Source organism: Flavobacterium hibernum, from assembly GCF_000832125.1.
GTDB classification, from domain to species: Bacteria; Bacteroidota; Bacteroidia; order Flavobacteriales; family Flavobacteriaceae; genus Flavobacterium; species Flavobacterium hibernum.
In genome coordinates this window covers 87,348-113,708 of the sequence record NZ_JPRK01000006.1, presented here as the reverse complement: position 1 = coordinate 113,708, position 26,361 = coordinate 87,348, and the positions used below count along the sequence as shown (strand labels likewise).

Genomic DNA, 26,361 nt, shown 5'->3' with positions numbered 1-26,361 from the left:
AAAAAGGCAGTTCAAAATTGAACTGCCTTTTTTGGTTTATTGTATTCTCTACTTAGTTTTTAATGATTTTTCCTTTGTAGACTATTTTGTTATTCTCTGTCAAAGTATAAACATAGATTCCTGATGGTAAATAATTTACAGGAACTGCTGTTGTACTAAAATCCTCTGATGAGTTTATTTCGACAGGGTTTCCAACTAAATGACCTGTAATATCGTAAAGTTTAAACTTTAGTTTTTTGTCGTTATTTGTTTTAACCACAACATTTACCACATCTGTTGTAGGATTAGGAAACGCTTGTACAAAGTATCCATTTTTAGTTTCAAAATCCGGAATAGACAAAGTAGCCGCTTTTAGTTCAAAACGCGCAATTACTGGCCCGTGATCTGAAGTTGTATTAACATAGTCAGCAATATCTGCACGCGGATCATAAACTGCAATAGAATTTGGAATATATTGATCGTTCAATTCATTAGAAATCATAATATGATCTAAAAATCCGTTAGAGCTCAAATAACTAAAAGCACCAGCTTTACTAATTTCTAAAGTAAGCGCAGTATAATTAGCAGTATCATCAACAAACATTTTATACGAAGAAGGATTTGGCGTAATTACAGATGCTTTAACATCATCATTATAATCTCCTAAAATGATTAAATTAGAATTTGGATAATATTGATCTAAACTGTCTTTTAATACCTGAGAATCATATTTACGCATGTTGTATCTACTAATATCCGTTCCGCTATTGGCACGCGCGTGAAGATCGATCAAATTAATTTCTTTTGTAACTCCTGCAATATTAGTTTCTATTTTTACCATGTAAGGCAAACGTCCAGATGAGAAGAAACTTTTACTACTACCTCCAGGGTAATTTGGTAAAGTTGTTTTATCGGCTTGTATTTGATCGTATAAATCTTTAAACATTACACGAGTCTTTTTTACTGTAGTCGTTTGTGTATTATAAAGTACCACTAATTTTTGTGGTGGAAAAAATGGATCTGGTGTTTTCTCAAAAGAATAAGACCATGAAGTCGAGATCGTTTTATCGAACGTTTTTCCGTTAACGCTTATCTTTTTAATCAAATCATCTAACGAAGGTTCGTCTGAAACTTCCTGAACTACATAAACGTCAGCATTTAATTTATTCATTACTTTGGCAACATTTTCGACTTGTAGTGTATTATTTGTTGGACCAAATTCAACACCTTTTGCATCTTTTACAGCTGTACCAAAAAACTCTAAATTATAGGTTACAACATCAAAAGTATCTGCTTTTAGCACAGAAGAACCTGTAAAATTCCCAATTTGTTTGTTGATAGAATTTCCTGCTACCGTTACAACACCCGAAATAGTTAATGCTTTTACAGAAGGCGTAAATCTTGCATAAATTGTTTTGGTTGCTAACGCATCAGCCGCCGAAACTACTATAGTCGATTGAAATGACGTATTGTTTAAAGATAGTTGAAAATCTGCTGGAGCTGTAAGTGTAATATCTCCTTGTCCTTCCGCCTTAAGCGTAAAGGTTTGACTTGCAGAAACAGCATTTGGAAGTACATCACCAAAATCTAAAACTGGTTTTGTATCAATGTAACCAGGCTCATTGGTAATAGATATATCATCTAGCGACCATTCGGCAGCATTGTTTAATCCACCAGCTGTTGTTGCATAAACCCACGCCAAATATGTATGACTTGTTTTGTAAGCGTCTAACTTAATATATTGCGATTGCGCATATGTTCCGGTTGTAGTTGGAAAATTACCATTTAGTTCTACCCAAGTAGCTCCTTCAGGATTACTTTTACCATCGTAATCTGTAGAAACCATTAATTTTAAATTAGCACCTGCATAAAACTTTCGGGAATAAAACGAAAGCAAAGCAAATTTGTCAAAATTCTCTAAATGCAATTTTGGAGAAATCAACCAATCTTTACTCGCTACCGTATCAGAATATCCATTTATCAAAACAGCTCCAGTTCCAGAATTTACATTTCTTGTAACTGTTGTTGCTGCCCATTTGTTTAAAGGCCCAGCTAAATCAAATTGTGTCCATCCACTATTTGTTAAAACATTTAGATCGTTAAAACCTTGCTGATAAGCATTAATTCCAACTCCGCTAAGTGTTACAATTCTAGTAGGTCCACCAGTTGTTGCATGCGCTATTTGTCCCGAAAAACCAGTAAGAGCATTTGGTGTAAACTTTACATAAACTGTTGGTGTTGCATTTGAAGCTAAATCAGCAACAGTAAAAGTTACAGAAGAACTAAAAGTAGTATTGTCTTTAGATATTGAAAAATTTGCCGTTGAAGTTAAAACTACATCATTCGTAAGATTTACGGCTTGAATTTTATAACTTAAAACATCTGATGCAAAATTAGACTGTGAAAAACCCAAATCTAAAGAAGCTACTGAAGGAGATACTAAGGGAGTTGGCACGCTTGCAGTAGTAACATCAACTTTGTTAATTACAGACTGAATGTTTCCATAAGGATCTTCAGAAACAGAAAACACCGAATATGAAGTTCCTAAACTTAATCCTGCGAAATTTTTAACAACAGTCTCAGCAGGATTTGTAATGTCTAATAAACCAGATTGTAAAGCCGCTGTTCCAGTTGCATTTTGACCAGCTTTTAATTGTGCAACTGTTGGTTGTGCACTTCCTGACGGTACTAAAACGTAATACGTTTTGGCTACTTCGTTTAGTTTGTTCGAAAAATCAAAACTTTCGCCATAAATATTTTCTGCTTTTGGATAACCCGAAGCAGCAATTGGTGCAGTAACATCGCTTCCAATTACAATATTATCGATTGCAAAAGAAGGTCTTGAACCTCCTCCAGACTCTTGTTTTGAAATCCATCTAATTTGAACTAAGTCTTTGTTTTCGCATTCAGCAGGTAAAACAACTGTTATTGTTTTCAAATTTTGATCTGCTACACCACTTAGTTGATTATCTGTATTATTTTTATACGCCGTATCTAGTAGATTAATAAAAGGGGTATTATCTCCAATTCTATATTGCAGAATCATTTCATTGATTCTCGTATTAGTAGTCTTTGGAGGTACATCGTAAGGATTTCTAATCGTAATTGCATCATACTGAACTTTTATATCTGTTTGTCCAATACTTGAAAAAGCAAAACCAAGCGCAAAATTAAATGTTCCTGTATTTAGAAAACCTATTTTTCCGCCATAGTTATAAAAGCTTCCAGCTGTATTTGCTGCATCTTTACCTGCAATTATTGTAGCATTTGCAGTTAGAGTAGCATCTGTAATATATTGAGTTGGCCCAGAAACATTTGCTCCTGCAACCCATCCTTGAAAACCTGGTAAAAAGCTCGTTGCCTCGGGCGTTGCATCATTTGGCCAAGTATCAAATTTTTGCTTGTAAGGCAATGTTTGTTTTGCTGGCATTATTATCTGGGCAAAAAGACTCCCAGAACAACAATAAAAAAAACTTAATAAAGCCATGAGATGGCGAACAGAGTAATTGTTTTTCATACGTTAAAAAAAATAAAGTTTTTAGAAATCAAATTTATGTCGTTTAAAGTTAAGCGAATATTGCGAAAACTTAAACTTATTGTATTTCATTTTATAAACATTCTCCAACAAAACTCAATTTAATTTGATATTATTTTACAAATTATCAGGTATATATCGACTTTATAAAATTATATACTATTGTACGAATTAACGTAATTATAATTTTTAATAAAATAAATCTTATAAATAATTTTTACAATGTAATTTATGTAACAAAAAAAAAGCCATCTCAAATCGAGATAGCTTTTAAATTTTATAATTAAGAATAAGAAACTTAGCAAAATCCAGAGTAGTAAAAAATATCACTCATCTAATTTCATATTTCCTCTGTCTTCATGATTATCAGGATGCGAATTTGGATAACGATTAGGGGCAACATCAGAATTTCGATCTTTATTTTCGACTGTTTTCTGCGCCTCTTCATCTGTGTCAACACCTCGATTAACATTTGGATTATTCGGATTTACTTCATTTGAAATTTCTTCAATATTTTCGTTTACATTTCGCGCCCGATCCACAATTTCTTTATTTCCAGCGGCATCAGTTACAACTTCTTTTTTTAGTTTAGCAGCATCTGAATCTGCATTATGAGAAACATTTTTACCTTTTGCTGAATCGCTATCTTTTTGCGTTCCATTTATTTTCTTAGAACCTAAATTATTATTTTCCATGACGTTATATTTTTCATTACTATATAATATTACGAATTTTAAGATGGAGAAATTAACCTTTTAACATAGCTTTTGGTTTAAATATGGATTCTTTAAAATCCCAATAGCATACAAATCAAAATATTAAACACTCAATATTGTATGCTAATAGTCAAAATCATACTTTTATAAGTAACTCTAAAATTTGGTATTATGAATTTTTTAAAAATCAAAACTAGTTGGTCAAATGCCGAATTTTCAATCATAAAACTCTGCATGGCATCGGCCTATATTTTAATTGGAAGTTACTTTCATGATTTTTTCAAAAACTATTATCCGTTGTTATTTGTCATTTTTGGAATAACTCTAGTTTGGTTTGTTTATCTATGGCAAACGAAAATGAAAAAGGAGAAACAGGAATAGTTTAAATTGGTATTACATCTGAAACAAAACTATCTTTGCATTCTAAAAAACACAAAATGCATCACCATTTTATTCTTTTTAAACCTTACGGCTATTTAAGTCAATTTATATACGAATTAAAAAGGAAGAAAAAACTTTTAGGCGAATTGCACAATTTTCCCGTTGGCACAATGGCAATTGGAAGACTTGATGAAGATTCTGAAGGTTTACTTTTATTGACGACTGATGGAAAAGTTAGCGAACAAATAAGAAGCAAAAAAGTCGACAAAGAATATTATGTTCAAGTCGATGGAATTATAACTCCCGAAGCTATCGAACAATTGCAAAAAGGTGTCGAAATTGGTTTTGATGGTGGAAAATATCAAACTAAACCTTGTTCTGCTTTTATCGTGACTGATATTCCTGATTTTGGTCCAAGAGCCAAGAAAATAAGAGACGAACGTCACGGTCCCACTTCCTGGGCTTCAATAACGGTTAATGAAGGAAAATTTCGTCAGGTTCGAAAAATGACTGCTGCGGTTGGTTTTCCAACGTTACGATTGGTTCGCGTTAGAATAGGAAATGTATATTTGCAAAACTTAAAAGCCGGAGAAGTTCTTGAAGTTTCTGATTTTTTTAAATTAGATAATGCGGCAATTTGAGAATTAGATAATTTCCGAATAAACGATTAACCAAATAAACAAATAAACGATAATGCTAAACGTAGTTCTTGTTGAACCTGAAATACCAAATAATACTGGAAATATTGGACGCTTGTGTGTAGGTACGGAAAGTCGCCTGCATTTAATTCACCCTTTTGGATTTGTAATTAACGACAAAAACCTGAAACGTTCCGGTCTGGATTATTGGGTACATCTTGATGTTACTGAATATCAAAACATCGAAGAATGGATTGCGCAAGTTCCAGATCAATCTCGTGTTTTTTTAATGAGTTCTCATGCCGATAAATCGTATCTCGAAACTGATTTTCAAGATGGCGATTGGTTGGTTTTTGGTAAAGAAAGTGTTGGATTAAGTAAAGAGGTTCTTGATCGTTTTGAAAACCACTTAACCATTCCAATGTCAAAATTAATTAGAAGTTTTAATATTGCCAATTCTGTGGCTTTTGTTGTTGGTGAAGCTAAAAGACAAATTGGATTAAAAGTTTAATCGCTTATTTGTTTAATTGTCAAATCGGCTTAATGTTTTATGAAAACTAATGCCCTAGCCCTGATGGGAGCGGTATCCTTTTGTGGCGGTTCCGAGGCTTCGGGAGCTGCAAAAGATATAGTGGACAGCATGATTAACTCCTGAAAAAAATCTAAGTAATTATAAATTTCCCTTTTTCTGCATCAAAAGTAATATGTTCGTCTTTGAACAAAGTCGCAAAACTTCCGTTTGAAATCAAATTACAAGGTTCATCCTGCACAACAACTTCTGGTGTCATAATAATCATTTCGTCACTTAACTGAATTGCCAAATCGATATCGTGTGTCGAAAATAAAATACATTTTTGTGTTTCCTGAGTTAGCTTCTTTAGCAATTTAAACAGTGAAACTTTATGCAATAAATCAAGATGCGTTGTAGGTTCATCCAAAATAATTAACGGAGTATCTTGCGCCAAAGCTCGCGCAATTAGAACTTTTTGCAATTGTCCATCGCTTATTTCGAAATGCTTTTTTTGAGCCAAATGTTCGATTTGAGTCAATTCTAAAGCTTCCTGAACTTTTTCGATATCTGTTTGGTTTAAAGTACCAATCCAATTCGTGTAAGGCTGACGTCCGAGCGCGACTAACTCAAAAACAGATAAATTACTCGGCGGTAATTTTTCGGTTAAAACCAAACTTAAATTCTGTGCTAAATCTAAAGGTTTGTAGGAGTTTATATTCTGATCATTCAAAAACACATCCCCAGATAAAGGTTGCTGAATTCCCGTAATGGTTCGTAACAAAGTCGATTTTCCAATTCCGTTTGCTCCAATTAATGAAATCAGTTTTCCCGAAGCTAGATTTAAATTTAGATTCTCAGCAATAGTTACAACCGATTTCTTGGACTTATAGCCAATAGTTAAGTTTATAGTTTTTAGAATGATACTCATTTTTTTTTAGTTGCTAAGTGACTGAGATACTAAGTTGCTAAGTTTTTTCGCCACAGATTACAAGGATTAAATTGATTTTAAATAAACTGTGGCAATCTGTTTAATCCGTGCAATCTGTGGCTAATATATTTGCCAAAATTTTTCTTTATTGTTACTAAGTTTTTTTAAGATTAAAACAATTAAAATAACCTGCGACAATCCGTTTAATCTATGCAATCTGTGGCTAATATTTTTACTGAAAATTTCTTTTACGCATTAGCAAATAAACTACAACCGGCGCACCAATTATAGAGGTGATTGCATTGATTGGCAATGTGGTTTCTAATCCCGGTAATTGCGAAGCAATATCGCAAAAAAGCATAATTATACCTCCGTAAAAAAACGTACTCCAATATAAAACTGCATGATTACTGGTTTGAAAAGTTAGCTTTGCAATATGTGGCACAGCCAAACCAATAAAAGCAATTGGCCCCGCAAAAGCAGTTATACTTCCTGCCAAAATACTCGTGGCAAAAATGATAACAAGTCGGGCTTTTTTATAATTCAAACCCATACTTTTTGCATAGTTTTCGCCAAGCAGCAATGCGTTTAAAGGTTTTATACTACTAGCACTCAAGAGTAAACCAAAACCCACACAAACTGCCAAAATAGCAATCGATGTCCAGGAAAGACTTCCTAAACTTCCTAATGACCAAAAAGTAAATTTCTGTAACTGTTCTGCCGAACTAAAATAGGTTAAAACCCCAACAATAGCACTGGTAAAACTACCAAACATAAGTCCTACGATTAAAATTGCCATCGTATTTCGCAACTTTTGCGCTACTAATAAAACGAGCATCAAAACCGAAATACTTCCTAATGTCGATGCAAGCACAATTATATATGGAGATAACAAAACCGAATTTAGAAATGATGGTAAAAAACCTGCACCCAAAATTACAATTGCAACTGCCAAAATAGCTCCGGAACTTAATCCTAAAACATCAGGACCTGCGAGAGGATTTCTAAATAATGTTTGCATTAATAATCCGCTTATAGCCAACCCAACTCCAACCAAAACAGCTGTAATTGCTTTTGGCAAACGATAGTTAATAATAATGTATTCCCAAGTTGTTTTGCTTGCTTGCCCACCTGTTAAACTGGTATAAACTTCTTTGAAAGGAATGGTGATCGATCCTAAACTAATGTCTAGAAAAAACATGAACAGAAGGACTAAACCAAGTACCGAAAACAGGATTATATTTCGCTTTTTATTTATCAATGAACTTAGTTTAATTTAGACGCAAAAGTAAATTCGTAGCTTGGTAAAAGATCCGGATGAAAAATCTTGATATAATCTTTTAAGACTAAATCCGGGCGACTTGGTGCCAGTTCATAATAAACAGTTCCTCCTGTCGCTCCATATTTACCTTCGAATGTATAAACGTTTTTATTTTTAAAAGCATCAAACTGACTGTAATGCGGATTGGCTTTTTCTACTTCTGCCAAGCTTTTAAATGATCCCGAAGCAATCCAGAAATTTGCAGATTTTGCTTTTACTAATATTTTTTCAAAAGACAAACCTTCGCTTCCGGTTCCTTTTAAATCTGCCCATAAATAATTGGCATGAGCATCTTTCATAAATTGTGCAACCCAACTATTTCCTTTTGCAACGTACCAAACATCTTCGTACATAGAACCGTATAAAACAGTTGACGTTGCAGGTTTATTTGCAACCAATTTTTTGGCCTGATCGTAACTTAAAACAATTTTATCAAATAGCTCTTTTGCCATATCTTCCTTGCCAAATAAAGCACCATAAAGTTTAATCCATTCTGCTTTTCCTAGCGGAGACTGTTCCATCCAATCAGCTTGAATTAAGATACTTAAACCGCTTTTCTTCAAATTATCTAAAGCTGGATTGTTATTATCTACTCCAAAAGTCACAATTAAATCTGGAGATAATTCTATAAGTTGTTCAATATTTAATTTTTCATTTTCACCTACATTTTTTACTGAACCTTTGTCTATTAAAGCTCTGGTTTTTTCTGAAGAAATATAATCGGTATGAGGAAAAGCAACCAATTTATTTTCGACTTCCAACATCTCTAAAAACGGAATATTAGTTGTCGATGTCACGACAATAGATTCCAGAGGCACTTTTATTGTAGCATATGATTGTAGACTATCCGGAACTTTGGCGTCTTTTTCTTTTAGGACATAAGTAAATTTTCCTTTAGCATTTGGCCACGGTTCTGTAACGGTTACAATCGAGTATCCTTCTTGTTTTACAATAGAAAGACCAGAAGCGTATTCGATACTATTCTTTGCAATTTCAGATTTTTCGACAACTGTGGTTTCATTTTTTTTGCATCCAACAAGAATAAAAAATGATAAAACAAAAATCAATTTAGGTAAATGTCTCATATATAGGCTCTATTATTTATTAAAGGAATTCGACTTTGTTTTTCTGGATTATGGCATATAATTTGAATCGTCCAATTCCATAATTTACATTTTCAATAATCGCAAAGGTAACGCAATTTCTATTTTTTTTGTCTACCTTTATTCTTACAAAACGCAACAAATACCACCTTTGCCCCATGAATACGATAAAAACAAAAACCTGCTCGAGTTGTGAATCTTCATTTAGTTGTGGAGATATTTCTGAAGAAAGCAAATGTTGGTGTAATGACTTCCCTCCTATTTTCAACATGTCTGAAGGAGGAGATTGTCTTTGTCCAGTTTGCTTTAAAGAAGCCTGCGAAGATAAAATTGATGCTTATGTTGAGACACTTACTCCACAAAGAGCACTAAAAAACAAAGCTATATCTTTACCCAAACAAGAAAAATTAATTGAAGGAATTGACTATTATATCGAAAACGGAAATTACGTTTTTAAACCTTGGTTTCATCTTAAACGAGGAGCTTGCTGCGGAAATGATTGCCGACATTGCCCTTATTAATTGTTAATTATAAATTGTTGGTTGTTAATTATGAAAAACAACATTGTAAAAAATAAGACTTTCGATTTTGCTATTCGAATTGTGAAACTATATCAATATTTATGTTCTGAAAAAAAAGAATTTACGCTTTCCAAACAACTTTTAAGGTCTGGAACAAGTATTGGCGCAATGGCTCGCGAGGCTGAACATGCTGAAAGCAAAAATGATTTCGTACACAAATTTGCAATTGCACAAAAAGAAATCAGTGAAACTGTTTATTGGTTAGAATTATTAAAAGCTACTGATTTTTTAAATGAAAAAGAATTCAAAAACATTCATAATGATGCCATTGAAATATTAAAACTAATAACCAGTATCCTTAAAACAACAAAAAATCAAATCAACAATAAAAAATTAACAACTAACAATTCATAATTAACAATTAAAAAATGATTTACCTAATTACCGGAGGTGAGCGTTCAGGAAAAAGCAGTTATGCTCAAAATTTGGCTTTGCAACTTACTAATGCTCCACTTTATGTTGCAACTGCCAGAAAATGGGATTCGGATTTCCAAAATAGAATTGACCGTCATCAACAAGAACGCGATGAACGCTGGACAAATATCGAGGAAGAAAAATACTTAAGTAAAATTGATTTTTCCGGAAAAATAGCTTTAATTGATTGTGTAACGCTTTGGCTGACGAATTTTTTTGTTGATACCCAAAATGATGTTTCTTTAAGTCTGGACGAAGCTAAAAAAGAATTTCTTTCTATCGCCAATCAGGAAAATGCAACCTTAATAATTGTAACCAACGAAATTGGAATGGGTGTGCATGCTGAAACTCATATTGGCAGAAAATTTACCGAATTACAAGGTTGGATGAATCAGTTTTTGGCCTCAAACGCAGACGAAGTAGTTTTGATGGTTTCAGGAATTCCGGTTAAGATCAAAGGATAAAATTTTAAAATTCCAAAACTTAAATTCCAAATTCCAAAGCTATACTTTACCTTTACTTAAATATCAGACTTCAAATTGAAATTGTTTTTTTGAAATTGTCATTGATATTGAGTTGGAATTTGGAATTTAAAAAAATTGGAATTTAAAGATGAGCCATTTAGATGATATTTTAAAATCGCGACGCGACACTCGACATTTTACAACTGATAGTGTTCCCGATGAAGTAATTGAAAAAGCATTGCAAGCTGGACACTGGGCGCCATCTGTTGGACTGACGGATGCAACGAGATATTATATCATAAAATCTGAAGAAGTTAAAAAAGCGGTAAAAGATTTATTTTTAGATTATAACAAAAAAGCAGAAGAACTTACCGACAATCCAGAACAAAAAGAACGCTATAAATCCTTAAAGTTAGAAGCGATTGAAGAGGCTCCAATTGGTCTTATTATTGCTTATGACCGCTCTGTTTTAAACCAATTTACGATTGGAACTGTGGGAAGTAATGAGGCTGTAAAATTTAGTTCGGTTTGTGCGGCACAGAATATTTGGCTTTCACTTACAGAACAAGGTTATGGAATGGGTTGGGTTTCGATTTTAAATTATTATCAGTTTAAAAAGATTCTCGATTTACCCGAAAATATTGAACCTCTCGGTTATTTCTGTATTGGAAAACCTGCTACCAATTATGATAATCAACCGATGTTACAACAGTTGCATTGGAAACAAAAATCTGAAGCTCCAAATTGTACAGAGATCAAGAACATATCTGAAAATTACATTCCGGATTTTCCTCTGAAATCTCAAAATGAGGAAATAACTAATAATGATTTCATTACTCTATTGCAGGAAAAAATAGATTCTAAAACTAAACCTATTGGTGCTTTGGGAACTCTTGAAACATTGGCTTTTCAGATCGCAACGGTTCTTCAATCCTTAAATCCCAAAATAACAAATCCAAATATTGTTGTTTTTGCAGCTGACCACGGTATTGCAAATCATGGCGTAAGTGCCTATCCGCAGGATGTTACTCGACAAATGGTGGGCAATTTTCTCGAAGGTGGCGCTGCCATAAATGTTTTCTGCAAACAAAATAATATTGAATTATCTATTGTTGATGCTGGTGTAAACTATGATTTTCCAACAAATGCTAAATTAATTAATGCCAAAATTGCCAAAGGAACTCAATCCTTTTTGCATGTTTCAGCAATGAGCCAAACTGAATTACAATTGTGTTTCGAAAAAGGAAAATCAATTGTTAACGATATTGCCCAAACGGGTTGTAATTGTATTGGTTTTGGCGAAATGGGAATTGGGAATACCTCTACAGCATCTGTCTTAATGAGTCTTTTAACTGGTTTACCAATTGAAGAATGTGTTGGAAAAGGTACTGGTGTTGAAAACAGTAAATTACTTGAGAAACAAAACTTACTTAAAAAAGCAATTGAAAATTATTCCGGTCCAGCCGAATTAAAAGAACAACTTGCTTATTTTGGCGGTTTCGAAATTATACAAATGGCTAGCGGAATGCTAACTGCTTTTGAAAATAAAATGATTATTTTGGTCGATGGCTTTATTTGTAGTGTGGCATTTTTAATTGCTTCTAAAATAAATCCTGACATTATAAAAAATGCTATTTTTTCTCACTGTTCGGCTGAACAAGCACATCAAAAACTACTTGATTTTTTAGACGCAAAACCAATTTTAAATCTAGATTTACGTCTTGGTGAGGGAACCGGTTGTGCCATTGCTTTTCCTATTTTAAAGTCGGCCGAAGTTTTTTTGAATGAAATGGCAAGTTTTGAAAGTGCGGGGGTTAGTCGTAAATAGTATTCAGTCGCAGTTTTCAGTCTCAGTTTTCAGTCTCAGTTTTCAGTTTTCAGTTTCAGAAAAAAAAACAATAATTCGCCACAATCTTGTCATTTCGACGAAGGAGAAATCACATTAGAAACTCAGCACAAATGACCGTCAATATTTATCAAATTATCAGTGAGATTGCTTCGTTCCTCGCAATGACAAAACTGAACCAAAAATTAACTTTTAAATGAAAAAAGAACTACATATTTTCTTCACTTCTTTGATGTTTTACACTAGAATTCCTTGTCCAAAAAACATCGATCATCATCCAGATTATTTAAACAAGGCGACACGATATTTCCCTTTAATTGGCTGGATTGTTGGAAGTATTTCTTTTTTGGCATTCTATCTTTTTTCACTTTTTCTATCAACAGAAATAGCGGTGATTTTTGCCCTTGTTATTTCTGTTCTTACCACTGGTGCTTTTCACGAAGATGGTTTTGCAGATGTTTGTGATGGTTTTGGCGGAGGATGGACTAAAGAAAAAATTCTAATAATCATGAAAGATAGTGCCATTGGTGCTTATGGAGCAATTGGTATTGTTTTATTATTTTTATTGAAATTTAAATTACTATCTGAATCGATTTTAATTTTTAAGGCGGACAATTCTATTGCAATTCTTCAAGTATTTCTTTTATTTATCTCTGCACACGCTTTGAGCCGATTGGCTGCAATTTCGATAATTTTTACACATGAATATTCCAGAGATGATGCTACGAGCAAAAGTAAACCTATTGCAAAAAATCACACTTGGAAAGAGATTTTTGGTTCATTTCTCTTCGGATTAATTCCGTTGTTTGCTTTCTCTTATTTTCATTATCAATTTCTTTTTGCGTTAGTTCCGGTTTTTATCTCGCGTTTTTTCTTAGCCCGATATTTTCAAAAATGGATTGATGGTTACACCGGAGATTGCTTGGGCGCAACGCAACAAGTCTGCGAAGTTGTTTATTATTTAAGTATTCTTTTTATATGGAAATTTATTTAGTTCGCCATACAGAAACCATTTGCGAAAAAGGTATTTGTTACGGTCAATCAGATGTCGGTTTAAGGGAACCTTTTAAAAGTATTTTTGAAAACATTGTTTTGCAATTACCTTCAGAAATAATACTTTTTTCCAGTCCGCTAAAGCGCTGTGTGATGTTGGCAAATTACATTCAAAATAAAACAAAAACCATTTCGTTCGAAATAGACGATCGATTAATGGAAATGAATTTTGGCGACTGGGAAATGAAAAACTGGAATGATATTGCGCCTGACCAACTTAATCCGTGGATGGAAGATTTTGTAAATCTTCCTGCTTCAAACGGCGAATCTTTTATTAAACTACACGAAAGAGTTGGGAATTTTTTCTCCCATTTAATTTCTAAAAATTCAGCAAAAACAATTGTTATCGTTGCTCATGCAGGAGTTATTAGAAGCATATTATGTCATCATACTTTATTACCGCTAAAAGATGCTTTTAACAATAAAGTAGATTTTGGACAAGTCATCAAAATTGAGGCTTAAAGACCATTTTGTTTAGAATTTGCTTTTAAATGTGAAACAAATTTGAAAATTCGATAATTTTAACTTTATCTTTGCACGAAATTAAGGTTGTGTTACAATTTAAAAAAACACATTAAAAGGGAATCAAGTATAATAAATTCTTGAGCTGTACCCGCAACTGTAAGCTTTGTTCTAAAAAGTATGCTTGTTGTTATCTACAAAACCACTGCTCGCCCCGGCGAATGGGAAGGTAAACAACAAGACGCAAGCCAGGAGACCTGCCTTTGTAACTAATATCGAGCTCTCGGGAAAAAGAGTGTAGAAATTATGACTTTAAAAAAACGTTTTGCTTTTTTCTTTCTTTTAATGTGCCACATTGTTTCGGCGCAAAACGATTCTATTAATAAACTTAAAGAGGTTATCGTTTCTGATAATAATCTTAAGAATTTCGCCAATACACAATCGATACAAAGGTTAAATGATTCTATCATTAATAAAAACCAATCTTCGCTTACTTCTCTTTTAAATTACAATACTGTAATTTATTTTAAAGAAAATGGTCTTGGTATGACTTCTTCTCCATCGTTTAGAGGTACAACATCTCAACAAACTGTGGTGGTATGGAATGGAATAAACATTAACTCTCAACTTTTAGGACAAACTGATTTTAATACGATTTCGACTCGAGGTTTTAATTCTATTGATGTGAAAGCCGGCGGGGGAAGTATTGTTTACGGAAGTGGAGCAATTGGTGGAACAATTCATTTAAATAATGATTTGAAATTTACTGATACTTTCAAAAACGATTTCCAAATCTATTACGGAGAGTTTAATACTATAAGTGCTATTTATGGTCTTACGGCTGCTACTAAAAATTGGAGTTTTGACGCTAGTTTTACAAGAAACAGTTCTGACAATGACTTTAAATTTGTAGGTCAAAATGTATGGAACACAAACGGACAATACTACAATAATACACTTGATGCTGCGGTTGGATATAAAATAAATAACAAAAACAGTATTAAATTTTATAGCGAAATATACGATGGTGAGCGTCATTTTTCGTTAACATCTCCTAATGCTACCAAAACCAAATACGAGGATTATAATACTCGAAATTTATTAACCTGGACTAGTTCGTTTAATAAATTCGAATCTAATTTAAGACTTGCTTACATCTCAGAACATTACAATTATTTTGAAGATATAAATCTTGATGGTTTTACTTCTGGCGGAGTTAAAAGTTTTATTGGGAAATATGATCTTGATTATTCGTTGTCTTCTACAATGAAAATCAGTACTATTTTAGATTATACTAAAAATGATGGTGTTGGTTCTGGAATTGGCAAAAGCAGTCGCGAAATTGGCGGTGCAAGTATTTTATGGAAACATACGCTTACTGAAAAATGGAATTATGAACTGAGTGCCAGAAAAGAAGTTTCTGATGTATATAAAAGTCCTGTTCTATTTTCTGCCGGATCAAGATATAACTTTTCAGATTTCTATCAGCTCAAATTTAATGTATCCAGAAATTACAGGATTCCAACATTTAATGATTTGTATTGGACAGGAAGCGGAAATCCTGATTTAAAACCAGAAAGTTCTTATCAGGCTGAAATAGGAAATGATTTTAAATATAAAGATTTTCGACTGACGGTTACGGCTTACGGAATGAAAATTAAAGATATGATTCGCTGGTTGCCTAATAACTCCGGAAACTGGTCGCCTGAAAACACAGACAAAGTAACAATTTATGGTGCCGAAGCACTCTTAGGATGGCAAAAATCATTCAACAAACACACTTTTGATTTTAGCGGAACGTATGCTTACACGGTTTCAACAGATGATAAAACAGACAAACAGTTGTTTTATGTTCCGTATCATAAACTTACTGGTTCATTGTCTTATTATTACAAAAAACTTTCGGCCTATTATCAGGTAATGTTTACGGGAGAAATTTTTACAACTTCAGATAATAATCCAAAAGACATTCTGGATGCTTATAATGTTTCGAACATTGGAGTAGATTATAATTTTAGTAAAAAAAACATGTTCAAAATTGGGGTTAAAGCTGCCAATCTTTGGAACGAAAAATATGAAGCGCTGCCTAGTCGCTATATGCCCGGGCGAAACTTAACCATTTATTTAAACCTTAATTATTAAAACATGAAACTAAAAAATCTTTATTTAGGAATTATTGCATCTGCATTTTTATTTGCTTCTTGTAGTAACGATGATGATAACAACGACGCTCCTCTTGGTGCATATGACAATGGGGTACTTATTTTAAATGAAGGGAATTTTGGAACTCCAAATGCTTCTGTCTCTTTTGTTTCGAACGATTTGAATACTTTTCAAAATGATATTTTCAAATTAGTTAACACTCCAATGGTTCTTGGTGATGTAGCACAATCAATGAGTTTTAGTAACGAAAAAGCTTTTATTGTTGTAAACAATTCAAACGAAGTAGAAGTTGTAAACCGTTATACTTTTAAAAGCCTTGGTACTATTACTGAAAAACTTCAAAACCCACGTTACAGCGTTGTTTTAAACGATAAATTGTATGTAACTAATTCTATTTCAAAAGCAGTAACTGTTTATGATGCTAAAACTTTTGCTTACATAGCCTCTATTCCTTTAAACAAAACTGCTGAGAGAATTGTTGCTGCAAACGGAAAACTATATGTAACAAATGCAGCTTACGGAAGCGGAACTGATGTTACTGTAATTAACCCAGCAAGCAATACTGTTTCTAAAACTATTACGCTTGCTAATGGAATTAATTCTATCGAAGAAAAAAACGGAAGCGTTTATGTATTGTCTGGAACTAGTACAAAAAATACCTTTTCTAAAATCAATACCTCTACAGACACTGCAACATCTTTTGAAGCAACTGCAACAAAAAGTGCTTTAAACATGGATATTGATGGAGATAAGATCTACTACACTCAAGCAACTGAAGTTTACGCTATTAACTTAACTGCAACGGCTTTTTCTGACAAAGCTTTATTTTCAGTTAAAGACAGCAGCTGGTCTACTTTTTATGGTTTTGGTGTAATTGATGGTAAAATATATTCTGGAGATGCAAATGCATTTACATCTGACGGAACTGTTACTGTTTATTCTTCAACTGGAACTGTATTAAAAACTTTAACCGCTGGTAAAGGACCAAATGGTTTTTACTCAAATAATAATTAGAATGGTTTTTGGATTCTTTTTAACTAAAAAGGGCTTTCATTTCTGAAAGCCCTTTTTTTTATTTAAGTGATCTTAAAAGTCCCTCAGGAGCTTTTTCCAGATACATTTGATTCTTAATTCCGCTGAGTGCTTTAGAATCCGTAAAAGTTTTTAAAGCAATACCTTGATCCAATTGTGTTTTCTTAGAGGTTGATCCCGTAATTTTAGAAATCGCTACATTTAATAATGGCTCAGATGCATCTCCTAAAACACCAAGATTAGTAATGCGCTCTAATTGCTCAAAAGTTGGTGGTAAACCATTAGTATATTCGCCAAAATCAGATGCATTTACAATTTTCAATACTAAAGGTTGCATTGCATATTTATGATTTGGATTTCTTCCTGCTTTTCCAAAAGTTGGAGAATCATATAATGTAATAGAACCTACATTTTTACCCGTTGTTGTCTCCCCTATTTGAACTACCGAAATATAAGGAACTAAACCATTAATAACCAATTCACTTGCAGAAGCCGTTCCGCTTGTTGTTAGAATATAGATTTTGGTTAAGTTTAAACTATTAATTGCTGCTCCGTCTATTTTATCGACAAACCTATTATTTAAAGATTCAGGATCATTGATCTCAAAATAATCATTGATTTTTGCATTCCATTTTTCTTTAGCAAAAACTTTAGTAGTAAACTGACCCGTAATCATACTTGCCAAACGTGTTGCAGTTTGTATAGAACCACCTCCGTTGTATCTTAAATCTAAAACAAAATCAGTAATACCTTGTGATTTTAAAGTTGCAAAAGCGGCATTAAGTTGCGCATCGTAATTGGCATAAAAACCATTATACATTAAGTAACCTATTTTATGACTTCCTGACGTAATTACTTTATTTATAAAAATAGGATTTTCGTCTAATGTTGTTTTTACTAATGCTACAGTTTTTCCATTCGACTCAAAAGTTGAAGTAGTCGCGTTAAAAGTAACCATATTTAAGGTATAACTATCAGCCGCTAAAAGAGCCTGATAATTTGAAACTGTCAGTTGCGTTCCGTTTACAGCAGTAAAAAGATCACCACGTTTAATGTCTTTTGTCGAAGCATTAGAATTAGGCAAAATATATCGAACATAACCTACTAGTTCTGTAGTGCTGTTGGGCTTATAACTTAATCTAAAATCAACACCATCATTTTTTGAAGTTCCTTGTAGTTCTTGTTCCAAAACGGTATAGTCATCTACAATCCAGCTAAAGCGATCAATTGCCTGACCTTTTGGAAATTTACTAATGGGTTTATTTAATAAATCCTGAAACAAATCTTCTGGTTTTGCGTAACCTCTTAAAAACGAATTTAAGGCTTCCTGACTATTAAAACGATTATCGGCTAAATTAGGAACATCTGCCTGCCACAAATAATATTGGTTCAAACCTTTCCAAACAAAATCTTTTACCTGCAAATCAGCCGGAGACTCTACATCGTCCTGATCTTCGCAGGATTGCAAAGAAAAAACAAGCAAAAATAATAACAGTACACTCTTTAATATTGTTTTCATATAGCAGTATCTATGTAGTATTAACGTAAAAATAGTATCTTTAGTTTTAACAATAATTATTTTTTTATGTTTTTTTTAATAAAAAAGACATACCCTGTTGTAACAAAAATAATAGTGCCTCGTCTTGACTATATAAGCTAACGACTAACCAATAGATTTTATGAATCAGAATGTGTTTATAGAATTAATAAATCCTTTTAAAGACAAAGTTTTTCGTCTGGCAAAACGTTTATTAACCAGTACCGAAGAGGCTGAAGATGCTACTCAGGAAGTAATGGTTAAACTATGGAATAAGAAAGATAATTTAGACGCTTATAATAATATTGAAGCAGTTGCAATGACAATGACTAAAAATTATTGTTTGGATCAACTTAAATCAAAAAGAGCGGGAAATCTAAAAATCGTTCATAATAATTTCACAGATCGTGAGCCTCATTTGGATAAAAAACTCGAAGATTCGGACAGTTTAGCTTGGGTTGAAAAAATAATAAGTCAGTTGCCTGAACAACTACAAATACTAATTCAGTTACGCGATGTTGAACAATATGAATTTGATGAAATTGCGAAAATTGTCAACATGAACGAAACGGCTATTCGGGTAGCACTTTCGAGAGCGAGAAAAAAAATAAGAGAATCAATGGTTAACACACACAGTTATGGAATTCAATAAAATAGAAGATATATTAGAAAAATACTTTCAGGGAGAAACAAGTATTGCCGAAGAAAATCAATTAAAAGAATATTTTTCTTCATCAAATGTTGCGCAGCATTTAGAACAATACAAACCAATGTTTGGTTATTTCTCTCAGGTAAAAGAACAAAAATCGACTCAGGAGATACCACTAAAAGCTAAAAAACGAAATGTAGCGTGGTTATCAATTGCAGCTTCAATTGTTGTTTTACTAGGAATTGGAACCTATTTTTTTGTGAGCGAAAAAAATGCAGCTCAAGCTGTAGCGCAATCAGAACTAGGAACCTACGATGATCCGGAAGAAGCACTTGCTGCAACGCAAAAAGCTTTGGCCTTATTATCAAACAACGTGAATGTAGGTATCGAAAGTGTACAATACATTCAAGAATATCAACAATCAAAAAACAAAATTTTTAAACAGTAATTAAAATCAATCAAAAATGAAAAATTTCATCATAACACTAGTTTTAGCATTCGTTACCACAACTTTTTATGCTCAAGGGGCATTTGACAAATTTGATGGTCAGGACGATGTAACATCTGTAATTGTAAACAAAAAAATGTTCGATTTAATGAGCAAAGTGAAAGCTGATAATGCTGATAAAGATACACAGCAATACATTGCTCTAATCAAAAAATTAGACAACTTAAAAGTGTTTACAACCAAGAATCCTAAAATTGAAGCAGACATGAAAGCTTCTGCAGACAAATATGTAAAATCTGCCGGTTTAGAAGAATTAATGCGAGTTAATGACAGCGGAAAAAATGTTCGTATATTGGTAAAATCAGGCGCAAGCGATACACAAATTAAAGAATTACTAATGTTTGTTGATGGCGCAAAAAACGACGAAACTGTTTTACTTTCTCTAACCGGAAATTTTGACTTAAACGAAATTTCAGTTCTAACAGACAAAATGCAACTTCCTGGTGGTTCTGACTTAAAAAAAGCCTCTAAAGGCAAAAAATAAGATGAAAATAAGCGTTTTTACCTCAGCACTTTTAGTTTTAGTAACTTTAATTAGTTGCAAATCTGAACCTTCATTGCAAAAGTATTTTGTAGAAAATACGAACAATAAAGATTTTATTGCTCTTGATGTTTCGTCTAGTATTTTAAACTTAGATAAAGCCAAATTATCGGCAGAGCAAAATGAAGCTTTAAAGTCATTCGACAAAATGAATATCTTAGCTTTTAAAGCTAATGATAAAAACCAAGCTCAGTTTGAAACAGAAAGAGCTAAGGTAAAAGCGATTCTAAAAGATCCTACATACCAAAAGTTAATGTCTATTGGTTCAGGTAAAGATGGCGCTTCTATTAGCTACATTGGTACTGATGATAACATTAAAGAGTTTATCGTTTTTGCCAACAGAAAAGAAAACGGTTTTGCGGTTGTACGTGTATTAGGCGAAAACATGAATCCTAATAACATCATGACTATAATTTCTGTTTTAAAAGAATCAAAAATCGACATGGAACAATTAAAACCTTTACAGGAATTGGTTAAATAATATCATCAATCTTACTTTAAATCAAAAAAGCTCCAATTAATTGGAGCTTTTTTATTTCACAAATATTTTAAAAATTATACCGTACAATTTTAATATTAATTTTATTTTGAAAGAATTTAACTACATTTGCAACACTTTTTATTAAATTACTAAACAAGAATAATTCAAAAATAAAAGAGAAAACATATTTTGGGCTTATAAAAATTAGACAACAAACTGACTTAGTGAGCCAAATTCACTAATATTTTCGAAAAATTAATTAATTAATATATATGGTACAAAAAACTTCGGTCGCCTTTATTGCGGCATCTTGGGTAGCTCTTGGAGCTGGAACAGTTGGATTTATAGTTGGTCTTGCTAGAGCAGAAATGTTATTAAATGAAAAAGGGTATTATTTCACCGTTCTAATGTTTGGTTTATTTGGTGTAGTATCATTACAAAAAAGTGTCAGAGACAGACTTGAAAACCTTCCTGTAACAAATATTTACTACGGGATTTGCTGGTTCGGAACCATTTTATCTATTGCTTTATTAACTATCGGATTAATAAATGCAACTATTTTACCAAGTGAAAAAGGTTTCTATGCATTTGCATTTTTATTAGCTTTGTTTGGCGCTATTTCTGTACAAAAAAATACAAGAGATAATATGGCTCTTACTCAAAGTGAAGATATAAATAGATAAATATAAAAAAAAGCTCCAATTACTTGGAGCTTTTTTTATATCAGGATTTGAGATTATTTACTCAAATACATTTTTCTTCTAGAATACAACTCGTAGAATTGATCATCTTTTAAATCATCAATAAACAAGATGCTTTCTCCTGTCGATTTCATTTCTGGTCCTAATGCTTTGTTTACATTGTGGAACTTGCTGAAAGAGAAAACTGGTTGTTTGATCGCATATCCTTTTAATTGCGGATTAAAATCAAAGTCAGTTACTTTATTATGTCCTAACATTACTTTTGTAGCGTAGTTTACATAAGGTTCTCCGTAAGCTTTTGCAATAAATGGTACAGTTCTAGATGCTCTAGGATTTGCTTCGATAATATAAACTGTATCGTCTTTTATCGCAAACTGAATATTAATTAAACCAACTGTTTTCAGCGCTCTAGCAATTTTTACAGTGTGATCTTTAATTTGTTGCATTACGAATTCTCCTAAGTTAAAAGGAGGCAAAGTAGCATTACTATCTCCAGAGTGAACTCCGCAAGGTTCGATATGCTCCATAATTCCTATAATGTACACATTTCCGTCAGCATCACAAATTGCATCAGCTTCTGCTTCAATTGCTCCGGCTAAATAGTGATCCAGCAATAATTTATTACCAGGAATCGTTTTCAATAAGTTGATAACGTGCTCTTCAAGTTCTTTTTTATTGATTACAATTTTCATTCCCTGACCTCCTAATACATAAGAAGGACGAATCAATAATGGGAAGTCTAAAGTATCTGCTAAAGCAGAAGCTTCGTCAGCAGTTTCAGCGATTCCAAATTGTGGGAAAGGAATATGTAATTCTCTTAATAAGTCTGAGAAACGCCCTCTATCTTCAGCTAAGTCAAGTGCATCAAAACTAGTTCCGATGATTTTCACTCCGTATTTAGATAATTTTTCAGCCAGTTTCAAAGCAGTTTGCCCACCTAACTGAACAATTACACCTTCTGGTTTTTCATGTTGAATGATGTCGTATATATGTTCCCAGAAAACTGGTTCGAAGTACAATTTATCAGCTGTATCAAAATCAGTCGAAACCGTTTCAGGATTACAGTTGATCATGATCGTTTCGTAACCACATTCTTTTGCGGCCAAAACTCCGTGTACACAAGAATAATCAAACTCAATTCCTTGTCCAATTCTGTTTGGTCCAGAACCAAGAACTATAATTTTCTTTTTGTCTGTTACTACACTTTCGTTATCTACATAACGCTCACCATTTGCTTTTTCAATTTCGGCCTCAAAAGTTGAGTAGTAATAAGGTGTTTTTGCCTTAAACTCAGCGGCACAAGTATCAACCAATTTAAATACACGGTTAATATTTTGATCCATACGTAACGTATGTACTTCACTTTCTAAACAATTTACCATATGAGCAATTTGTCTATCGGCAAAACCTTTTTGTTTCGCTTCAAGCAAAAGTTCTTTTGGAAGATTTGAGATTTTATAGTTCGAAATTTCTTTTTCTAAAGTATAAAGCTCTTCATATTGTTTTAAGAACCACATATCGATTTTTGTGATTTCATGAATACGGCTCAACGGAATTCCCATTGCGATTGCATCATAAATTACAAAAACACGATCCCAACTTGCAAAAGTTAGTTTCTCGATAATCTCTTCGTAGTTTTTATATCCTTTTCCATCAGCACCTAAACCATTTCTCTTAATCTCTAAAGATTGAGTAGCTTTGTGTAATGCTTCCTGGAAAGAACGTCCAATTCCCATAACTTCACCAACAGATTTCATCTGAAGACCTAAAGTTCTGTCAGCTCCTTCGAATTTATCAAAGTTCCAACGTGGTATTTTTACAATTACATAATCAAGAGTTGGTTCGAAAAGAGCCGAAGTTGATTTTGTAATTTGGTTTTGCAATTCATCAAGATTGTATCCTAAAGCAAGTTTAGAAGCAATTTTAGCAATTGGGTAACCTGTTGCTTTTGATGCTAAAGCTGATGAACGAGACACACGAGGATTAATCTCGATAGCTACGATATCTTCTTTTTCGTCTGGCGAAACTGCAAATTGTACGTTACAACCACCTGCAAAATTTCCAATACTACGCATCATTAAGATGGCATAGTCACGTAATTTTTGGAAAGTTGTGTCTGATAATGTCATCGCTGGTGCCACTGTAATCGAATCTCCTGTATGAATTCCCATTGGATCCATATTTTCGATTGAACAAATGATTACAACATTATCATTTTTATCTCTTAAAAGCTCTAACTCATATTCTTTCCAACCCATCAAAGCTTTATCAATTAAAACTTCATGTATTGGAGAAGCTTCAAGTCCGCGAGTTAAAAGCTCATCAAAATCTTCTTTTTTGTAAACAATTGCTGCTCCAGTTCCTCCAAGTGTAAAAGATGGACGGATAACTAGCGGGAAACCAAATTCCTGAGCAATTTCTTTTCCTTCTAAGTATGAAGTAGCAGTTTTTGCAGGTGCAGTTGGTACATTAATTCTTTCTAAAAGTTGTTTAAACTGCTCTCTATCTTCAGTAATATTGATCGCGTTTACATCAACTCCAATTAATTTTACTCCAAAATCCTGCCAAATTCCTTTTTCTTCTGCTTCCAAACATAAGTTTAATGCAGTTTGACCACCCATTGTAGGCAAAACAGCATCAATTTGTGGATGTTCTTTCAGAATTTCAATAATCGATTTTGTCGTTAAAGGTTTCAAATATACATGATCCGCCATTGTAGGGTCGGTCATAATAGTCGCTGGATTTGAGTTTATCAAAATAACTTCAATTCCTTCTTCACGAATAGAACGTGCAGATTGTGATCCTGCATAATCAAATTCGCAAGCTTGACCAATAACAATAGGTCCTGAACCTATTATTAAAACTGATTTAATTGATGTGTCTTTAGGCATTTTGTATGTATTGTGTAGTTATTATATGTATTCAAAAAACATTCACAGTGCTTTAGAAACTAGAATGTTACAAATATTTTACCGACAAGGTATAAAAAAAGGCGATACTAAAAAAGTAATCGCCTTATGTATGTTTATACAAACATTATTTTTTGTGTCTAGGCTCGCTAGAAACAGTTAATTTATGTCTTCCTTTTGCTCTTCTACGCGCTAGAACTTTTCTTCCATTCGCAGAAGCCATTCTGTCCATAAATCCGTGCTTATTTCTTCTTTTTCTTTTCGATGGTTGAAACGTTCTTTTGCTCATTGCTTTGTATCTTTAAAATGGTGTCTAATATCTTATTTCTGTTTTTGAATATCGTTATTCCAAAACCGAGTGCAAATATACAAAGACTTTTTTTTCTGGCAAGTACTTTAATAAAAATATTTTTAATTCATTTTACTATATTTGCAATCACAAATATACATCTATTATGTTTCATAAAAATATTAAACTTATTTTGGCCGGACTTCTTGTAGTTGCAGGCGTTTGGCAATTTACAGAAAGTAATATCGGGAACGGAATCTTCCTTATATTATTAACCGCAATTCCAATATTTCTTTACTTTAAAAACGAATTTATCCTTTTAGCTTTCCTTAAATTAAGAAAACAAGACTTTGAAGGTGCTAAAAAATGGCTATCATACATTAAAAACCCAGAAGCGGCATTAGTAAGAAAACAACAAGGGTACTTTAATTACCTACACGGAATTATGTTATCTCAAACTAATATCAACCAAGCTGAGAAACATTTCAAGAAAGCAATCGAACTTGGATTATCTATGGATATGGATTTAGCCGTAGCTAAACTTAACCTTGCCGGAGTTGCAATGTCACGCAGAAGAAAACTTGAAGCGACTAACTTACTTAACGAAGCGAAGAAATTAGACAAACAAGGAATGCTGAAAGAGCAAATCACAATGATGAAAGAGCAAATGAAGAAGATCTAAACCTCTTTAAATTACAATATTAAAAATCCCAAATTCCAAAAGAGTTTGGGATTTTTTGTGTTGCACCTACAGTTTGTCATTTCGACTGAAAGGAGAAATCACACTCGAAACTCCGCAAAGTATTTTTCCAATCTTTATCGACTAACTTGTGTGATTTCTCCTTTCAGTCGAAATGACAAGATTGCGCCAAAATGCTCAAAAAGTTAGAATTTGGAATTTAAAAATTTAATTTTAGTCCTCCAAGATGATCGAAGGCAAATTCTCATTCAGCCATTTATATTTATTCAAGATCATAATATGAGTTCCTCCTTTTACTAAAATACAACTCTTAATATACTTTATAGGAAAAACATCATCCTGATCTCCGTGAATATGGATAACATTTTTATCAATTTCGGTTCTATCCCAAAGAATCACTGATTCTACAGCCCATTGCAAATAATTTAAATCGCGTACGGCTAAAAACTTCTCGTACAATTTAATACGTTTATTGACTTTTTCGCCAAAAGAATATTTTGCAAGATTTTCAATATTCAAAATCAACTTCATCGGAATCAACTTGTAAGCTTTTGTGGTTTTTCCAATTTTCATTCTTCGCGGGAATTCAGAATTACATTTAACGCTCGAAATAATAATAACTTTTCGGGTTTGAATATGTTTTGCCATTTCCTGAACTAAGATTCCGCCAAAAGAAACTCCTATTAAAACAGGATTTTCGTGCTTAATATTTTTGGCAATTCGAAGCGCATAATCTGATAATGACTCTTTTGGTTTCGGAATTTCCCATTCTAATAAGCACATTTCAAAAATAGATTCGTCTAATTTGATTCTTTCAAAAATAGCTGGACTTGCAGCCAAACCGGGCATAAAATATACAGGAATCTTACTCATTTGTTTGCATAAGGAATTATGGTTACCGCAATTAATTTCTAGCTAA

At 32.9% G+C, this 26,361-nt stretch carries 25 protein-coding genes and 1 riboswitch; of the genes, 16 read left to right on the top strand and 9 right to left on the bottom strand.

What is annotated here, in order from left to right:
* Positions 1 to 52: 52 nt before the first annotated feature.
* Both IW18_RS07140 and IW18_RS23190 read right to left on the bottom strand, forming a co-directional pair.
* A complete protein-coding gene (locus tag IW18_RS07140; RefSeq protein WP_240475538.1) occupies positions 53 to 3,409 on the bottom strand; it encodes a T9SS-dependent choice-of-anchor J family protein in 3,357 nt (1,118 codons plus the stop codon).
* 431 nt (positions 3,410 to 3,840) lie between these two features.
* Positions 3,841 to 4,209, bottom strand: a complete 369-nt coding sequence (locus IW18_RS23190; protein WP_041516903.1) for a hypothetical protein — start codon at positions 4,207 to 4,209, stop codon at positions 3,841 to 3,843.
* A 458-nt stretch (positions 4,210 to 4,667) separates the two neighbouring features.
* On the opposite strand from IW18_RS23190, the gene IW18_RS07125 reads away from it, so the two are divergent.
* Positions 4,668 to 5,252 carry a pseudouridine synthase gene (locus tag IW18_RS07125; protein ID WP_041516901.1) on the top strand — a complete coding sequence of 195 codons (585 nt, stop codon included), beginning with the start codon at positions 4,668 to 4,670 and terminating at the stop codon, positions 5,250 to 5,252.
* Positions 5,253 to 5,304: 52 nt separating this feature from the next.
* Positions 5,305 to 5,760: a tRNA (cytidine(34)-2'-O)-methyltransferase gene (locus IW18_RS07120; protein WP_041516900.1), complete on the top strand. Its 456-nt coding sequence runs from the start codon at positions 5,305 to 5,307 to the stop codon at positions 5,758 to 5,760.
* A 151-nt stretch (positions 5,761 to 5,911) separates the two neighbouring features.
* Here IW18_RS07120 and IW18_RS07115 read toward each other — a convergent pair whose 3' ends face one another.
* The 3 genes from IW18_RS07115 to IW18_RS07105 form a co-directional block, all read right to left on the bottom strand.
* Positions 5,912 to 6,688 carry an ABC transporter ATP-binding protein gene (locus IW18_RS07115; RefSeq protein ID WP_041516899.1) on the bottom strand — a complete coding sequence of 259 codons (777 nt, stop codon included), beginning with the start codon at positions 6,686 to 6,688 and terminating at the stop codon, positions 5,912 to 5,914.
* A 232-nt stretch (positions 6,689 to 6,920) separates the two neighbouring features.
* Positions 6,921 to 7,889 carry an iron ABC transporter permease gene (locus tag IW18_RS07110; protein WP_052480110.1) on the bottom strand — a complete coding sequence of 323 codons (969 nt, stop codon included), beginning with the start codon at positions 7,887 to 7,889 and terminating at the stop codon, positions 6,921 to 6,923.
* A gap of 65 nt (positions 7,890 to 7,954) precedes the next feature.
* Entirely contained in the window at positions 7,955 to 9,094 is a 1,140-nt protein-coding gene (locus tag IW18_RS07105; protein WP_041516897.1) for an ABC transporter substrate-binding protein, read from the bottom strand.
* 176 nt (positions 9,095 to 9,270) lie between these two features.
* On the opposite strand from IW18_RS07105, the gene IW18_RS07100 reads away from it, so the two are divergent.
* The 8 genes from IW18_RS07100 to IW18_RS07065 all read left to right on the top strand — a co-directional run bounded on the left by IW18_RS07100 (position 9,271) and on the right by IW18_RS07065 (position 17,109).
* On the top strand, positions 9,271 to 9,633 hold the full coding sequence (locus IW18_RS07100; protein ID WP_041516896.1) for a DUF5522 domain-containing protein: 363 nt from the start codon (positions 9,271 to 9,273) through the stop codon (positions 9,631 to 9,633).
* A gap of 30 nt (positions 9,634 to 9,663) precedes the next feature.
* Positions 9,664 to 10,047, top strand: a complete 384-nt coding sequence (locus IW18_RS07095) for a four helix bundle protein (protein WP_041516895.1) — start codon at positions 9,664 to 9,666, stop codon at positions 10,045 to 10,047.
* A 14-nt stretch (positions 10,048 to 10,061) separates the two neighbouring features.
* Positions 10,062 to 10,571, top strand: coding sequence for a bifunctional adenosylcobinamide kinase/adenosylcobinamide-phosphate guanylyltransferase (cobU, locus tag IW18_RS07090; RefSeq protein WP_041516894.1), 510 nt, complete (start codon positions 10,062 to 10,064; stop codon positions 10,569 to 10,571).
* 148 nt (positions 10,572 to 10,719) lie between these two features.
* Positions 10,720 to 12,399 (top strand): nicotinate-nucleotide--dimethylbenzimidazole phosphoribosyltransferase, encoded by a 1,680-nt coding sequence (cobT, locus tag IW18_RS07085; RefSeq protein ID WP_041516893.1) that lies wholly within the window; start codon positions 10,720 to 10,722, stop codon positions 12,397 to 12,399.
* 214 nt (positions 12,400 to 12,613) lie between these two features.
* Entirely contained in the window at positions 12,614 to 13,411 is a 798-nt protein-coding gene (locus IW18_RS07080; RefSeq protein ID WP_041516892.1) for an adenosylcobinamide-GDP ribazoletransferase, read from the top strand.
* Complete coding sequence (cobC, locus tag IW18_RS07075; protein ID WP_041516891.1) at positions 13,396 to 13,932, top strand: alpha-ribazole phosphatase; 537 nt, start codon at positions 13,396 to 13,398, stop codon at positions 13,930 to 13,932. Before IW18_RS07080 ends, cobC begins: the two co-directional genes overlap by 16 nt.
* A gap of 67 nt (positions 13,933 to 13,999) precedes the next feature.
* Positions 14,000 to 14,211, top strand: a riboswitch (cobalamin riboswitch).
* Positions 14,212 to 14,238: 27 nt separating this feature from the next.
* Positions 14,239 to 16,074, top strand: coding sequence for a TonB-dependent receptor plug domain-containing protein (locus IW18_RS07070; protein WP_041516890.1), 1,836 nt, complete (start codon positions 14,239 to 14,241; stop codon positions 16,072 to 16,074).
* A gap of 3 nt (positions 16,075 to 16,077) precedes the next feature.
* Positions 16,078 to 17,109: a YncE family protein gene (locus IW18_RS07065; protein ID WP_041516889.1), complete on the top strand. Its 1,032-nt coding sequence runs from the start codon at positions 16,078 to 16,080 to the stop codon at positions 17,107 to 17,109.
* 58 nt (positions 17,110 to 17,167) lie between these two features.
* On the opposite strand, the gene IW18_RS07060 is transcribed toward IW18_RS07065, so the two are convergent.
* Positions 17,168 to 18,646 (bottom strand): S41 family peptidase, encoded by a 1,479-nt coding sequence (locus tag IW18_RS07060; protein ID WP_041516888.1) that lies wholly within the window; start codon positions 18,644 to 18,646, stop codon positions 17,168 to 17,170.
* Between the two features lie 160 nt (positions 18,647 to 18,806).
* On the opposite strand from IW18_RS07060, the gene IW18_RS07055 reads away from it, so the two are divergent.
* The 5 genes from IW18_RS07055 (at position 18,807) to yiaA (ending at position 21,526) form a co-directional block, all read left to right on the top strand.
* Positions 18,807 to 19,316 carry an RNA polymerase sigma factor gene (locus IW18_RS07055; protein ID WP_041516887.1) on the top strand — a complete coding sequence of 170 codons (510 nt, stop codon included), beginning with the start codon at positions 18,807 to 18,809 and terminating at the stop codon, positions 19,314 to 19,316.
* Positions 19,303 to 19,761, top strand: coding sequence for a hypothetical protein (locus IW18_RS07050; protein ID WP_041516886.1), 459 nt, complete (start codon positions 19,303 to 19,305; stop codon positions 19,759 to 19,761). Before IW18_RS07055 ends, IW18_RS07050 begins: the two co-directional genes overlap by 14 nt.
* Positions 19,762 to 19,777: 16 nt before the next feature.
* Entirely contained in the window at positions 19,778 to 20,305 is a 528-nt protein-coding gene (locus IW18_RS07045) for a DUF4252 domain-containing protein (RefSeq protein WP_041516885.1), read from the top strand.
* 1 nt (position 20,306) lies between these two features.
* Positions 20,307 to 20,843: a DUF4252 domain-containing protein gene (locus IW18_RS07040; protein ID WP_041516884.1), complete on the top strand. Its 537-nt coding sequence runs from the start codon at positions 20,307 to 20,309 to the stop codon at positions 20,841 to 20,843.
* 272 nt (positions 20,844 to 21,115) lie between these two features.
* Positions 21,116 to 21,526 (top strand): inner membrane protein YiaA, encoded by a 411-nt coding sequence (gene yiaA / locus IW18_RS07035; protein ID WP_041516883.1) that lies wholly within the window; start codon positions 21,116 to 21,118, stop codon positions 21,524 to 21,526.
* Between the two features lie 53 nt (positions 21,527 to 21,579).
* On the opposite strand, the gene carB is transcribed toward yiaA, so the two are convergent.
* A complete protein-coding gene (carB, locus tag IW18_RS07030; RefSeq protein ID WP_041516882.1) occupies positions 21,580 to 24,435 on the bottom strand; it encodes a carbamoyl-phosphate synthase large subunit in 2,856 nt (951 codons plus the stop codon).
* Positions 24,436 to 24,580: 145 nt separating this feature from the next.
* Positions 24,581 to 24,742: a 50S ribosomal protein L34 gene (gene rpmH, locus IW18_RS07025; RefSeq protein ID WP_008464848.1), complete on the bottom strand. Its 162-nt coding sequence runs from the start codon at positions 24,740 to 24,742 to the stop codon at positions 24,581 to 24,583.
* 166 nt (positions 24,743 to 24,908) lie between these two features.
* Between rpmH and IW18_RS07020 the strand changes: the two genes are divergently transcribed.
* Entirely contained in the window at positions 24,909 to 25,424 is a 516-nt protein-coding gene (locus IW18_RS07020) for a hypothetical protein (RefSeq protein ID WP_041516881.1), read from the top strand.
* A 231-nt stretch (positions 25,425 to 25,655) separates the two neighbouring features.
* On the opposite strand, the gene IW18_RS07015 is transcribed toward IW18_RS07020, so the two are convergent.
* Positions 25,656 to 26,315, bottom strand: a complete 660-nt coding sequence (locus IW18_RS07015; protein WP_041516880.1) for a YqiA/YcfP family alpha/beta fold hydrolase — start codon at positions 26,313 to 26,315, stop codon at positions 25,656 to 25,658.
* Positions 26,316 to 26,361: the final 46 nt, after the last annotated feature.